The sequence below is a fragment of the Gordonia sp. NPDC003950 genome, assembly GCF_053605205.1.
This window is the reverse complement of sequence record NZ_JBSGIT010000024.1, coordinates 74,488-88,012: the sequence shown is the minus strand read 5'-3', so window position 1 is coordinate 88,012 and position 13,525 is coordinate 74,488. Positions and strand designations below refer to the sequence as shown.

Sequence of the window (13,525 nt, the reverse complement as noted above, 5' to 3'; positions counted from 1 at the left end):
ACGGGCACTTTCCTGACCGCCGATGGGCAGTCCTTATTGGCCGTCAGCGGGCACTTTCGTGACCGCCCATGGGCAGTTTTTCATGTCCGCTGACACGGGAGCCGGGGTGATGTGTGCCTGGTGGTGGATCAGGGCGCAGCGACGTCGGCGTGATCCGCTGGTGGATGTGCGGGCCGCCGCAGGCTCCCCGATGCGGTGGTTGCACCTCACCTCGCTACTGGTCGGGGTGATGCTGATGGTGTCGATGATTGCTTGTTCTCGCCTGTTGCAGGAGCCCGCCGCCGCGGGCGGCATCGGGTTGTCGGCGCTGGCGGCGGCCCTGCTGCTGACTCCGGGCGGTATCGCGATGCTGGCGACACCTCCGCTGGTATCGCGGCTCTCGCAGGTCTTGCGTGCCGAGTTGCTGCCCGCGGCGGGTGCGATGATTGCCCTGCTCGGATATCTGGGTTTGATCGTGCAGCGAGATCAGGTGTGGCACGTATGTGTGTGGGCGACGGTGGTCTGCGCCGGAGTCGGGACGGCGATGTCGGCTACTCCGATGCTGGTAACCGAACGGACCGCACCGGGATCGATGGCCTCCGCGCAGGCGGTCCACGCGCTCGCACGATTCTTCGGTACCGCCATCGCCTCGGCGACCGTCGGATTAGTGGTGGGCGCACCCGCGGCGCCGGGTGAGTTCTCGCTGATCTTCGGCGTCGGCGCGGGAGCAGCAGCGGCGGCCATCGCCTGCGGCGTGGTCATGGGCCGAGCGCGGCCATCGTCAGCGCCCTTCACCGTCTCGTAACACGCTCGGCGACAGTGATACACGGCCGTAACCGGGCGTGATCGTTTGGCACACAAAAGCATCCCAATATGCTGCGGCTACCGCAAATGAGGTAGTCGCCAAAATGCCCGCGTAGCGGTATTTCGCGGGGTGCTCGGCGCTGATTGACTCATCGGCCATGAGCAGCTCTCATCCTCACCCCGATCCCGTCGTCCCCGCGTCGGCCCGGAATGTTCCCGCCTCGGCGCCGGCCGTCCCCGCGTTGGCACTGGACGGAATCGCCAAGCGATTCGGTAATGCGGTCGCGCTGGAGCAGGTGTCGATCGAGTTCGCCGCGGGCACCGTCACGGCGCTGACCGGTGAAAACGGTTCGGGCAAGTCCACCGTTGCGAAGATTATCGGTGGCCTGGTGGCGCCCGACCGCGGTCAGGTGCTCATCGACGGAAAACCGGTGCGTATCACCGACGCCAGTGTTGCCCGGCAGCACGGGATCGCGTTGATCAGCCAGGAACTGACTCTGGCCACCGATCTGACCGTTGCCGAGAACATCTTCATGGGTGCGCTGCCGCGTCGCGGGGTCGGTGTGGTGGCATGGCGCACCATGCGTTCGCGTGCGCGGGAGATCCTCGAGATGTGCGGTACCGCTGTCGATCCCAGGGCCGCGGTGGCCGACCTGTCGATCGAGATGGCGCAGCAGGTGGAGATCGCGCGGGCGTTGGCCGCGCAGCCCAGAATCCTCATCCTCGACGAGGCGACCAGTTCATTGTCGGAGAAGGCGGCCCAACGCCTGCTCGAGTTGGTGGAGGACAGGCGTGCCGAAGGCGTTGCGGTGGTGATGATCACGCATCGGATGAATGAGATCTTCCGGACTGCAGACACCGCGGCTGTCCTGCGTGATGGACGGATCATGGCCGCGCATCCGATCGCCGAGACCACCGAAAAAGAACTCGTGCAATTGATGGTCGGCCGGGAGCTCGGCGACTACTACGGAACTCGATCACCGCAGAGCAAGCCTGGTTCCGTCGTGCTTGCGGCCAACGGGATCTCGACTCCTACAGGAGAACTCGCACAGATCGACCTCACCGTGCGGGCGGGCGAAATCGTTGGTGTGGCGGGGCTGTCGGGATCGGGAAAGGAATCGCTGGGCCACGTACTCGGTGGTGCGGTCACCGGTGTCGGCGATCTGCGGGTCAACGAAAAGCCGATCCCGTTGGGCAGACCAGACAAGACGCTCGCCGGCGGAATAGGCTTTGTCCCCGAGGACCGCAAGGCGATGGGTCTGCTTCTGCAACGATCGGTTGCCGACAACTTCATCCTCGCATGGGGTGAGCGGGTATTTCGTCATGGTGTGCGCCGGTTGGGTATCCAACGGCGATCCGTCGGCGACGCGATCTCCCGGTTCGATGTTCGCACCACCTCGGCGTCGGCGCCGGTGGCCCAGCTGTCCGGCGGAAATCAGCAAAAGATCATCATCGGTCGACTGTTTGATCTCGGACTGCCGGTCTATGTGATGAGTGAACCCACCCGCGGTATCGATGTGGGAGCCAAGAGTGCGATCTATGCGCTGCTGCGTGAGCAGGTGGAGCAAGGGGCCGCGGTGGTGCTGATCTCGTCCGAACTCAACGAGCTGTGCGGGATGTCGGACAGGGTGATCACTCTCTACGCGGGCGAGGTGGTGGCCGAGTTCGTGGAGGCCGACATCACCGAGGAGAACATCACCGCGGCCATGGTCGCAGGTAAGGCAGGCCTTCACCATATCGTCACCGAATCCCCTCAGCCAGCAGTGCTGTCCCAGTGACAAAAAACATTCGAGCACAACAGCTTTCCGTCAACTCTTGAGGAGTCAGATGTGGCAACCCTAGACACCCCCTCCAGCCCGGCCACCCGGCCGCCGAGCACGACCCGAGTGGGCAACACTCGGATCGCGTTACCCGGACTCGGCGATACCGGAGGTGTGCTCGTAGCGCTACTTGCCCTGGTCATCGTCGCCGGTGTGGCGCTCCCGAGCTTCATGACGTGGGCCAATCTGATGAATATCGTCGGCGCCAACAGCGTGGCGCTGACCTTGGCAATCGGCTCGACCTTCGTCATCATCGCCGGTGGTATCGATCTGTCCATTGTGGCGATGACCGCCGCCGCGGGAATGGTGTTCGGATTGGTGCTGCAATCCGGTTGGCCGGCAATCGTATGCGTGATTGCCGCGCTGGCCGGTGGAACGCTACTGGGGATCGTCAACGGAGTCCTCATCTCGCGGGCCCGGATCTCCTTTCTCGTGGTGACTCTCGGAATGGCCTCGATCGCCGCGAGCATCGCGTTGCTGCTCAACAACGGCGCCACCGTCAACGTCTTCGACATCCCGGCATTCGCAGGGGTCAACAGCTTTGCCACCGCCGAGATCGGCCCCATTCCCATCATCTTGATCTTCGATGTGGTGATGATTCTCCTTGCGGCAGGAACGCTGGGGTACACCGCTTTTGGACGATCCGTGCTGGCAGTCGGCTCCAACTCCGATGCGGCGCGACTCAACGGGATCAACGTCAAGAATGTGACCGCCGCGGTCTACGCACTCGCCGGTCTCGCCGCCGGAGTCGGCGCACTCATCCAGGTGGGTCGCCTCACCGGAGCCTCGCCCCAGATCGATCCGGCGCTGCTCAACGGAGTCTTGGCGGCCGTGCTCATCGGCGGAACCTCGTTCAGCGGGGGTAAGGGCAGCATCTGGGGAACGGTCATCGGTGTGGCCTTTCTCGGGGTGGTCCAGAATGCGATGACCCTCGCCGACATCTCCAGCTTCTGGCGGCAGGCCGTCAACGGCGCCCTGCTGATCGCCGCGGTGGGACTCGGGGTGGCCCGCTCGGCCGCGCTGCGGGCTCGGCTCCGGTCGATGATGCCGGGCGCCTCGAGTACGGCGGCCCAGAGCCGATGACCGGCACGGATTCGACAGCCGAGTGGACGGTGGTCTGCGGTGTTGATGAACTCTCCGACGGTGAGGGCATCAAGGTCGCCGGGATCTGCCCGCCGATCGCGGTGTTCAACGTCGCGGGCGAGTTCTTCGCGATCGACGACACTTGTTCGCACTCTGACTATTCGCTGTCCGACGGTTACCTCGACGGGGACCAGATCGAGTGCGAACTCCACTACGCGACCTTCTCTGTGCGTACAGGTGAGGCGCTTACCGCGCCAGCCACAGATCCGGTCGGTACTTATCCGATACGCATCGACGGCGACAAGGTCTACGTCGCCGCGACACAGCGCTGTGTCATCGCCAAGTTCAGAATCTAAACCCCCTCAGTCACAAAGGAATCACATATGAAACTCGTCAGATCACTCGTGGCCACGGGGGCCGTGCTGGCCATTGGGACAGCCGTGGCGGCCTGCGGGAGGAGCGACGACAGCTCCACCTTCTTCGGCTTCTCCTCGCCCGTTCTGGCGCAGGAAGGTCAAAAGTTCACCTCCCAGGGCATCGAGGCCGCAGCCTCCTCCCTGGGATGGGAGTCGCAGGTCTATGACGCGAATCTCTCGGCCGATACTCAGGTCTCCAATATTCAGACAATGGTGGACCGCCCGGTGAGCGCGTTGGGATCGTGGGCGCTCGACGAAGGCGCCATCTCGGGTGCCTACTCGCGTGCCGAGTCTGCCGGAATCCCGGTCATCGGTGTCAATTCCGGTGGTACCGGCGTGGATTCGACGGTATGGACCGAAGCGACGACGTGTGAAACCGGTGGAGTCATCGAGAAGGTGGCCGACCTGTTTGCCACCGCCAAGCCGAACGGCAGGATCGCCGTCATGTCGGGCCCACCGGCTCCGTCGATCGTGACGATGACCGAGTGCTTCACCAAGGCCGCCGAGGCCAAGGGCCTGACAATCGTGGTGCGCCAGGACAACACCGCAGATACCTCCGCGGGCGCGTCGACACTTGCGCAGGACATTCTCTCGGCAAACCCCGATCTCGACGGTTTTTGGGCCTATAACGACGCCTCGGCGTTGGGAATCGCCTCGGCACTGTCGGCTCGCGGGCTCAAGGCCGCCTCGGGGACCAACCCGAACGGGGTTGTGGTGACCGGAAGCAACGGTGACGAATCGGCGATCGCCGCCGTGCGCAACGGGACGATCACCGCCACCGTCGACACCGACCCGGTGTGCACCGGGTGGGCGATCGTGGGTGCCGCCCGAGACGCGCTCGATGGCAAGGCGCAGAAGGAATATGTGGTCAAGAGCGACATCGTCTCCTCGTCGACGATCGCCGACTATGTGGCACCCGCAGACAAGACGTGCTCCCTGGAGCACCTGCCGCTCGTCGCGGCACAGTGACCGAGACGGAGACGATGATGCAACAGCGTGAACTGGCCGAACCGCAGGGCAAGCAGGTCTCGGTGGGACCACACACGATCCACTACATCGACATGGGGGAGGGCACCCCGACGGTCTTCCTGCACGGTGGTGGGCCGGGGTGTTCGAGTTGGACCGACTTCGGCACGGTCGCAGCGACTTTTGCAGAGAACCGGCGGCTGATCCTGATGGATATGCTGCACTTCGGGCGATCGAGCAAAGAGCCGTTCACCGCACCGCGGTGGAGCTACCACGCCCAGGTGATTGCCGGGGCACTGCATGCCATCGGGATTCACAAGGCCGATTTCATCTGCAATTCGATCGGTGGCTCGGCGGCGGTGGCGCTGGCCGCCGAACATCCAGACCTGGTGGACCAGCTGATCATCACCGGGAGCGAGCCGATCCCTGGCGCCGTTCCGCTCACCCCCGAACTGGGGCTGGCCGGCGCCGACGCCTGGACGATGTATTACGCCGACGGTGGGCCGACCAAGGAGAAGCTCTACTCGATCATGGCCGAACTCGAATGGCGGGGCGGTGAGGACATCCCCTCCTGGACATTCGATCTGCGGTGGGAGCTGAGTCAGGACCCCGAGCTGATCGCACTGGGGCCGGACTGGTCGATCGAGGGCGGTCGTGGGATACCCCAGGACCTTTCCCACCACCTTCCGATGGTCAAGGCGCGATCACTGCTGTTGTGGGGAGATCACGATGCCTTTGCCATTCCCGACTACGCCCTCGAACTGACCAAACGCATCCCCGATGCATCGCTCTATGTGATGGCCGGCGGGGCACACCACATGGAGGAGCAGCGTCCCGACGAGTTCGCGGCCATCGCCACGGCCTTCCTCGACTCGGGACCGGCGCGCTCGTGACCGGTGCCCTGGTGATGGGAACCCACGAGTCCGTGCGGAAGACAAACCAACCACGCCCCAATCGAGAAACGGAGTGGATGTGAGCAACGACATCAACGACCAGCTACAGGATCTCGTCGACTGGGAGAACGGACTCATCGGTCCGGAGATCTTCATCGACGACTCCATCTACCGACGCGAACTGGAGCAGATCTTCGGTCGGGCCTGGTTGTTCATCGCACATGATTCGATGATCGCCAAACCGGGTGATTTCGTGAACACCTATATGGGTGGTGATCCTGTGCTGGCCATCCGCCAGCGCGACAACAGCGTTCGAGTGTTCCTCAACGCCTGCCGGCATCGCGGGATGAAGATCTGCCGCGCCGAGGACGGCAACGCGAAGAACTTCATGTGCACCTATCACGGCTGGACGTACAACACCGCGGGTGAACTGATCAATGTGCCCAATCTGGACACCGCCTATTTCAACGAACTCGATCAGAAGCGATGGGGGCTGATCGAGGTCGCACAGGTCGACCAGTACAAGGGGATGTGGTTTGCCACTTTCGATCCGACGGCGCCGCCGCTGACCGACTTCCTCGGCGACATGACCTACTACATCGACAGTTGGATCGATCGGACCCCGGGCGGCATAGAGATCCTGCCCGGCGTCATCAAGTGGACCATCCACGGCAACTGGAAGCTGGGAGCCGAGCAGTTCGGCGGTGACGGCTACCACGCGATCATCACCCATGCTTCTTCGCTGGGCACCTTTGATCCGTCTTTCCTGCGAGATATCAAGGGCATCGAGTTCGCCTCCCGTCAGGGGCACGGATATTCGATGATCTTCGATCGGATGACCCGATTTGCCGATGATCCACTCGGGCGATACAACCAGGCCGAGTTCGACAACCGGCTCGAACGGCTGGGTGAGGAGCGGGCCAATACCGTCGGTAACTTCACCGTCTTCCCGAATCTCTCGGGACTGCCCGGATCGGCGAATCTGCGCGTATGGCACCCCAAGGGGCCCAACGAATTCGAGATCTGGTCCTGGACCATCGTCGACAAGGATGCGCCGGCGGAGGTCAAGCGGGCGCAACGTACCTCGGCGGCCTTCACCGAGGGCGCGGCGGGCGTGGTCGAGACCGATGACGGCGAGAACTGGGACTTGATCGGGCAGATGCTCGAGCGAGGCGTGCAGACGCGGAAGATGACGTGGAACTACCAGATGGGCCACGGACATGAGACCGACAATGATCCGGTGTATCCGGGACGGGTGTTGCGCAACTACTTTGGGGAGGGACCGCAGCGTACCTTCTACCGGCGGTGGCTGGAGTTCATGACATCGCCCGAGTGGCCGGTGGCGCCGGCGGCCGAACCCGAACGCAGTGAACACGACCCCAAGCAGATCGCGGCCGGAATCGGTAATCGGGCTGCGGCGATCATGGAAGGAGTCAAGAATGCTGACCGCCGGTGAACACAGTGCGAAGGGGGCCTCGGCGCCGGGATTCACCTCGGCCGGAATGACTCTGGTCTCGGCCGCCGAGCAGTTCGAGATCGAACAGTTCCTGTACGCAGAGGTCGAGTTGCTCGACGACTGGAAGTGGCGGGCGTGGTATGAGCTGTTCACCGCTGATGCCCACTACCGCATGCCGATTCGTCGTAATCGGCTGCGCAGGCAGCGTAAGCAGGACGAGGCCGATGACCTCGATGGGTTGGAGGTGGCTCACTTCGATGACGACAGCGTCTCCTTGGAGCTTCGAATCCAGCAACTCGAGAGCGGGATGCACTGGGCCGAGGACCCGCCGTCGCGGTCCCGGCATCTGATCACCAATGTGCGGATCGCCCGGTCGCCGGTCGACGGTGAATACCATGTGCGTTCCAACTTCTTCATCTACCGCAACCGGTTGGAGGCAGAGGTTGATCTGTGGGCCGGTGAACGTCGAGATGTGCTGCGGCGAGAGGACAACGGGTTCAAGATCGCCGATCGGGTGATCTTGCTCGACCAGAACCTGGTGTTGGCCAAGAACCTCAGCGTCTTCTTCTGAGATATTCGAATTCTGACCCCTCGCCCCGATGCGTGGGTCACTGACCACATGTCCACGGATAAGGACGGTGTAGCCACTGTGAACAAGAAGTCCTATGTGATCGTCGGTGCCGGAATGGCCGGCGCCAAGGCGGCCGAGGCGTTGCGGGCGAAAGGATTCGACGATCGGATCTTCTTGGTCGGGGATGAGGGGCGGCTGCCCTACGAACGACCACCACTGTCCAAGGAATGCCTCGTCGGCTCGGCTCCGTTGGGCTCCACCACAATCCGGGAGTGGGAGGATTGGATGGAGCTGGCGGTACACCTCGTGCTCGACGATCCGGTGGAATCGGTCGACACCGCCGCGGGTGCGGTCCGCTTGGCCAGTGGTATCCGCATCGAAGCCCAAAAGGTGTTGGTGGCCAGCGGCGGTCGAGCCCGAACGATGCCGGTCGGCGGTGCCGATCTCGATGGCATCCACACCCTGCGCACCGCCGACGATTCGGAGGTGCTCGGTGACAGGTTGCGGCGAGGCCGGCTTCGGGTGGTGATTGTCGGCGGCGGTCTCCTGGCAGCGGAGACCGCCGCGGCGGCCGCGAGTCTGGGTAACGAGGTGACGTGGCTGTGTCGATCCCGCCATCCGTTGACAGGCGCGGTCGGAGGGCATGCCGCCGATCATCTGGCGCAGGTGTATCGGGAGGCTCCGTTCGAGCTGCGTGCCCCGGTGTCGGTGGTGGGCTTTGTGGGAACCGATCGGGTGCGGGGTGTCGAGTTGGATGACGGCGACACCATCCCGGCCGATATCGTGATCACCGCGATCGGTCAGCAACCTGCGCTGGACATGCTCGACCGCAAGCAATTTCGGATTTCACACGGTGTGCCGGTGGACGGGCGGCTGCAGACGGCGGTTCCCAATGTCTTTGCCGCCGGGGATGTGGCGAGCTTTCCCGATCCGTTCATCGGTGCCACCGTGCGACATGGCACCTGGCTCAACGCCTCTGCACAAGGAGAATTCGCCGCAGGCGCGATGATCGGGGAGTCGGCGGCCTTCGCGGGGGTTCCCTGGTATTGGTCGGACCACCTGGGCCTCAATATCCAGGTGGCCGGCCACATCGCCGAATCGAAGACGATCGTGACCCGCAGGCATTCCGATGATTCGGTGAGCTGGTTCTATCTGTCCGGATCGACGTTGTTGGGCGCGGTCGGGATCAACGCCGCGCGGGATGTCCGGGCAGCGATGCTCCTGATGGAAGCGGGTGCACCGCTGGGGGCCGAGGATGTGGCCGATACCGGCGTTGATCTGCGCGCCCTGGCCCGTCGGGTGAGTGCGTCATGACTGCGGCGATCGAGAGTGTCCTCGTTGACCGGGCATTTCAGCGCAGCGTGCGGACCCCGGAGATGGAGGTCGGTTACGTGGATCGGGGCGCGGGAACGCCGCTGGTGATGATCCAGGCATGGGGTCCGCGTCCCGGGGCGACTGCGGCGTTGGTGTATCGCCGGGTGTGTGAACTGCTCGAGGACCGGTACCGGTGTGTGGTGGTCGATCTGCCGAACTACGGACTCACCGGGCCGGTCGAGTATCACGAACCGGTCCATGACGTCGCAGTTCGTGCGGTGCTGGCGGTGATGGAGCATCTCGGCATCGAGCACGCTCCCCTCATCGGCACGTCGATGGGCGCCACCACTGCGCTCGACCTGGCGTTGGCCCAGCCGGAACGGGTCGACGCGTTGCTCGTGGGAGCCTGCCACGCCTCGACCGGCGGCGATCCCTACCTGGTGACGCCCTTTCCGTCCGAGGTGTGGCGGCTGGCGATCGAACTCGACGAGTGTCCCGCCGACGAGGACCGGTTACGCCGAATGCTGCGGGCCCTGTGGTTCGACGAATCGCTGATCACCGACGAGACGGTCGCGGCGATGATGCACATGCGCGCGGCACATGCCGATCATGGTGAGGCGGACCGCCGTTCGGTCAGCGTCGCGCACAGCAACATGGCAGATCTCGCCCGGCTGCGGATGCCGGTCGGCATCGTGCACGGGCGCAATGACCGGATGGTGCCCTTTGAACAGGCGCTGGCCATCGGGTCCTACATTCCCCACGCAGATATCCGCCTTCTCGGACAATGCGGTCATTGGCCGCCTTTTGAGCGTCCCGAGGCCTTTGTCGGGGCGATCGAGGCCCTGCTGGGTGTGACGTGGTGAACGCCGCCGCGCGCAACTCTTCTCGACTACCTAACATCTGAGGTCGGACAGATTCCACGCGCGATGGCGTCACCCGATGTCGTGTGGCCCGAAACCCGGACTCTCCTCCACCGGAGAGCCGTTGCGGGGCGGTGTGGCCAATTGTGGTGACATCGGGCGTCTCCTCGCCCGCTGCCAGTGTGTTTTGGAGTGGTATTGACATGGAACCAGTCCCCGTAGGCGGTGATGGCATCCGACCCGTGGGCGCGGTGGGTCGCCGTGGTGACACCCGATCGCGGTATGCAGCGCTGATCGAGTTGGCCACCGCATTGACCGAGGTGGACGATCTCGCGGAACTCGGTGAACTCTACTTCGAGAGCATCGGCGAGATCATGGATCTGCCGATGAAAGCGCTGTACCTGTTCGGCGACGAGCCGGGGACGCCGTCGTGGTATGAGTCGCGCAACGTCAGCGACCGTTTCATGACCACATACGAACAACTCGGCAGACCCATCGACGACGAACTGCGCCAGGTACTCACGCGCTTCACCCCGGTCTACAACCTGGCCGGGCGCAGCCTCGACGAATGGCGCCGAACCGAGATCTATCAGCGGGTTGATCGCCTGGAGAACATGCTGCACGTGCTCAAGGCGCCGATGGTGCACAACGGCGCGATTGTCGGGACCGTGGATTTTGCCTCCGACTCATTGCTGCTCGAGGTCGATCAGGTCGACATGGACCTGATATCGGCAATCGGCCAGATCGTCGGCGGAGCGGTGGCCAATCTGCGGAGTCGTACCGAGCTGCAACACCGACTCGATGTCTCACTCCTGGCAGTGAACTCGAGTGCCGCTGCGGTGGTCTACTTTGCGGCCTCATCCATCGAACCGACGATCAATCGATCGGCGGCCGGCCTGCTCGGTGATCTGCAAGAGGGCACCGACATCCTCTACCGCGTTCTGCGCGACGTCGGTGGCTCCGACTCACTGTTGCACCGGTCATATCTTGTCCGGCTCAAGAACGGAAGCAAGGACGTACTCGAATGCACCGCCCGTCCGGTACCCGGGGAGCCGGGGGCGCACTTGCTCGAACTCGAACTGGAATCGTCACGGGCCCAATATCGCAGCCATGCCCTCCAACGACTATCGGCCCGGGAATACGATGTGGCCGGGCTGGTGGCCGCGGGGTTCTCCGATCGCGAGATCGCCGATGAACTGGTGTTGAGCCTGCACACAGTACGTCAGCATGTGAAGAACATCTACGCCAAGCTGGGGGTGAGTTCTCGCGTGCACCTGACCCGCATGTACCACGGGATGACCCCGCGAACCGAGACCCGACGGGGATGAGCGGGCCCGACGCCGTTCATGTGTTCCGGCGGGCGCGACGGCACTGATCACGCGCCTGTCGTCGCGAGCCCCGGCGCCGTGCCACCATGGGTGATCATGGTGCGCAGTGGGGAGTCGAGGGGCACGCGGGCCGTCCCCGCGTGGTACGGCGTCCTGACCGAACGCAGGGGAGGGCCGCTGGCGCCGCGGCGTGCGGCGTCACGGCTGTCGGCCTACGTCTACGGCAACATCCTGGTGTTGGCCGCGGTGGTGCTGGCCTCGTCGTCGACGATCGACGAGGGGCATGCCCCGCTGATCGTCCTCGGGACCGGCGTGACCACATACATCGCGCACGTCTTCGCCGACCTGCTGGCGCACGCGAACGTCCCGGAGGCGCACGAGGAGGAACACGGCGGCGAGTTGAGCCGGGAGCAGGTTCGCGGGCTGGCCGTCGACGAACTGCGCGACGCGGTGCCGATCATGTCGTCGGCGGTGTGGCCGGCGATCGCGCTCACCCTCGGCTATCACGAGTTCATTCCCACCGAGGCGCCCCAGCTGATCGCCGGGGCGATCGTGGTGGCGCGCATCGCGTCGGTGCCGATCGTCACCGAGCGGGTGCGGGGAAACCGGCTCGACGCCCGGATGGTGGGCGCCGGGCTCATCGCGGCCGTGATGGCCGCGGTGATCGTGCTGCTCAAGACGCTGATCGGGCATTGATCGGGCGGGAATGCCGCAGGCACCGACGACGTTATGAGTGGTCAACAGATCGTCTGTTGATCATCTCGGGTTCGTTCCCGGTTGGTTTCCCGGATCCGATTTTTGACCTGTGCAAACCCGATCGGTAGAGTGGATCGTCGGTGCCTGGCGTACGTCGGGCCAGTCCGTGTGCCCTGCCGACGGAGCCGTGACGGTGATGTCGGACAGCGTGTCCCATGGGTACTCCCACCATGTGATGGGGTCACCGGGCTGACAAGCGAGACCGCTGTCGGGTGTCTGACACGCCCGACCTCGGGGTAGCGATAACTGTACTGACCAGGGCGAAAGCCTTGGTGGGGCGAGTTGTGGAGGTTCGTCGAAAACCCGGTTTCGGTCGGATTTCGGGGGACTTGCCCGGAGCACCAACCACGACGACAACGAAATGAAGCCGACCGCGTCTGCCGCGGCCGGATGTGCCGACAAAGGAAGAACTGAGCTCAGTGCCAACCATTAATCAGCTGGTCCGCAAGGGCCGTCATGACAAGGCTGCGAAGAAGAAGACCGCAGCCCTCAAGGGGAGCCCGCAGCGTCGCGGCGTGTGCACCCGCGTCTACACCACCACCCCGAAGAAGCCGAACTCCGCTCTCCGTAAGGTCGCCCGTGTGCGCCTGACGAGTGCCGTCGAGGTCACCGCGTACATCCCGGGTGAGGGCCACAACCTGCAGGAGCACTCGATGGTGCTCGTACGTGGTGGTCGTGTGAAGGACCTGCCGGGTGTGCGTTACCGCATCATCCGCGGCTCGCTGGACACCCAGGGTGTCAAGGACCGCAAGCAGGCCCGCAGCCGCTACGGCGCGAAGAAGGGGAACTGATAAGTCATGCCACGTAAAGGCCCCGCACCCAAGCGTCCTCTGATCAACGACCCCGTCTACGGATCGCCACTGGTCACCCAGCTGGTCAACAAGATCCTGCTGGACGGCAAGAAGTCGACCGCCGAGCGCATCGTCTACGGTGCCCTCGAGCAGGCCCGCGACAAGACCGGCACCGATCCGGTCATCACCCTCAAGCGCGCCCTCGACAACGTCAAGCCGACCCTCGAGGTCAAGAGCCGCCGCGTCGGTGGCGCCACCTACCAGGTGCCGATCGAGGTCAAGCCCGGCCGCGCCAACACCCTGGCGCTGCGCTGGCTGGTGACCTTCAGCCGGCAGCGCCGCGAGAAGACCATGGTCGAGCGTCTCGCCAACGAGCTGCTCGACGCGTCCAACGGTCTCGGCGCCTCGGTGAAGCGCCGCGAGGACACCCACAAGATGGCCGAGGCCAACCGGGCGTTCGCGCACTACCGCTGGTAACCCGAAGCTTG

14 protein-coding genes are annotated in these 13,525 nt (G+C 64.2%); all 14 read left to right on the top strand.

Features of this window, described 5'->3' with window-relative positions; all coding sequences use genetic code 11:
• Nucleotides 1-82: 82 nt before the first annotated feature.
• The 14 genes from ACWETB_RS19480 (at nt 83) to rpsG (ending at nt 13,514) form a co-directional block, all read left to right on the top strand.
• Nucleotides 83-784, top strand: coding sequence for a hypothetical protein (locus tag ACWETB_RS19480; protein ID WP_452213003.1), 702 nt, complete (start codon nt 83-85; stop codon nt 782-784).
• 157 nt (nt 785-941) lie between these two features.
• Nucleotides 942-2,561 carry a sugar ABC transporter ATP-binding protein gene (locus ACWETB_RS19475; RefSeq protein ID WP_452213001.1) on the top strand — a complete coding sequence of 540 codons (1,620 nt, stop codon included), beginning with the start codon at nt 942-944 and terminating at the stop codon, nt 2,559-2,561.
• 51 nt (nt 2,562-2,612) lie between these two features.
• Nucleotides 2,613-3,686 carry an ABC transporter permease gene (locus tag ACWETB_RS19470; protein ID WP_449741304.1) on the top strand — a complete coding sequence of 358 codons (1,074 nt, stop codon included), beginning with the start codon at nt 2,613-2,615 and terminating at the stop codon, nt 3,684-3,686.
• The gene (locus tag ACWETB_RS19465) at nt 3,683-4,042 is read left to right on the top strand and encodes a bifunctional 3-phenylpropionate/cinnamic acid dioxygenase ferredoxin subunit (RefSeq protein ID WP_449741303.1); all 360 of its coding nucleotides are present in this window, start codon (nt 3,683-3,685) and stop codon (nt 4,040-4,042) included. Before ACWETB_RS19470 ends, ACWETB_RS19465 begins: the two co-directional genes overlap by 4 nt.
• 27 nt (nt 4,043-4,069) lie before the next feature.
• On the top strand, nt 4,070-5,071 hold the full coding sequence (locus ACWETB_RS19460; RefSeq protein WP_449741302.1) for a sugar ABC transporter substrate-binding protein: 1,002 nt from the start codon (nt 4,070-4,072) through the stop codon (nt 5,069-5,071).
• Between the two features lie 14 nt (nt 5,072-5,085).
• On the top strand, nt 5,086-5,961 hold the full coding sequence (locus ACWETB_RS19455; protein ID WP_449741301.1) for an alpha/beta fold hydrolase: 876 nt from the start codon (nt 5,086-5,088) through the stop codon (nt 5,959-5,961).
• Nucleotides 5,962-6,040: 79 nt separating this feature from the next.
• Nucleotides 6,041-7,417 carry an aromatic ring-hydroxylating dioxygenase subunit alpha gene (locus tag ACWETB_RS19450; protein WP_449741300.1) on the top strand — a complete coding sequence of 459 codons (1,377 nt, stop codon included), beginning with the start codon at nt 6,041-6,043 and terminating at the stop codon, nt 7,415-7,417.
• Nucleotides 7,401-7,988, top strand: coding sequence for an aromatic-ring-hydroxylating dioxygenase subunit beta (locus ACWETB_RS19445; protein WP_449741299.1), 588 nt, complete (start codon nt 7,401-7,403; stop codon nt 7,986-7,988). The genes ACWETB_RS19450 and ACWETB_RS19445 overlap by 17 nt, the downstream gene beginning before the upstream one ends.
• 78 nt (nt 7,989-8,066) lie before the next feature.
• Nucleotides 8,067-9,302, top strand: a complete 1,236-nt coding sequence (locus tag ACWETB_RS19440) for an NAD(P)/FAD-dependent oxidoreductase (protein ID WP_452212997.1) — start codon at nt 8,067-8,069, stop codon at nt 9,300-9,302.
• On the top strand, nt 9,299-10,165 hold the full coding sequence (locus tag ACWETB_RS19435) for an alpha/beta fold hydrolase (protein WP_452212995.1): 867 nt from the start codon (nt 9,299-9,301) through the stop codon (nt 10,163-10,165). Before ACWETB_RS19440 ends, ACWETB_RS19435 begins: the two co-directional genes overlap by 4 nt.
• Nucleotides 10,166-10,404: 239 nt before the next feature.
• Complete coding sequence (locus ACWETB_RS19430) at nt 10,405-11,490, top strand: response regulator transcription factor (protein WP_449741296.1); 1,086 nt, start codon at nt 10,405-10,407, stop codon at nt 11,488-11,490.
• A gap of 96 nt (nt 11,491-11,586) precedes the next feature.
• Nucleotides 11,587-12,186, top strand: coding sequence for a hypothetical protein (locus ACWETB_RS19425; RefSeq protein WP_449741295.1), 600 nt, complete (start codon nt 11,587-11,589; stop codon nt 12,184-12,186).
• Between the two features lie 479 nt (nt 12,187-12,665).
• On the top strand, nt 12,666-13,037 hold the full coding sequence (rpsL, locus tag ACWETB_RS19420; RefSeq protein WP_348805624.1) for a 30S ribosomal protein S12: 372 nt from the start codon (nt 12,666-12,668) through the stop codon (nt 13,035-13,037).
• A 6-nt stretch (nt 13,038-13,043) separates the two neighbouring features.
• On the top strand, nt 13,044-13,514 hold the full coding sequence (gene rpsG / locus ACWETB_RS19415) for a 30S ribosomal protein S7 (RefSeq protein ID WP_419231157.1): 471 nt from the start codon (nt 13,044-13,046) through the stop codon (nt 13,512-13,514).
• The last annotated feature ends 11 nt before the right edge of the window (nt 13,515-13,525 follow it).

Coding starts and splice junctions, on each gene's coding strand:
- ACWETB_RS19445 (WP_449741299.1), top strand. CDS start 7,401: ATGCTGACCGCCGGTGAACACAGTGCGAAGGGGGCCTCGGCGCCGGGA.
- rpsG (WP_419231157.1), top strand. CDS start 13,044: ATGCCACGTAAAGGCCCCGCACCCAAGCGTCCTCTGATCAACGACCCC.
- ACWETB_RS19435 (WP_452212995.1), top strand. CDS start 9,299: ATGACTGCGGCGATCGAGAGTGTCCTCGTTGACCGGGCATTTCAGCGC.
- ACWETB_RS19475 (WP_452213001.1), top strand. CDS start 942: ATGAGCAGCTCTCATCCTCACCCCGATCCCGTCGTCCCCGCGTCGGCC.
- ACWETB_RS19425 (WP_449741295.1), top strand. CDS start 11,587: ATGGTGCGCAGTGGGGAGTCGAGGGGCACGCGGGCCGTCCCCGCGTGG.
- ACWETB_RS19455 (WP_449741301.1), top strand. CDS start 5,086: ATGATGCAACAGCGTGAACTGGCCGAACCGCAGGGCAAGCAGGTCTCG.
- ACWETB_RS19465 (WP_449741303.1), top strand. CDS start 3,683: ATGACCGGCACGGATTCGACAGCCGAGTGGACGGTGGTCTGCGGTGTT.
- ACWETB_RS19480 (WP_452213003.1), top strand. CDS start 83: ATGTCCGCTGACACGGGAGCCGGGGTGATGTGTGCCTGGTGGTGGATC.
- ACWETB_RS19460 (WP_449741302.1), top strand. CDS start 4,070: ATGAAACTCGTCAGATCACTCGTGGCCACGGGGGCCGTGCTGGCCATT.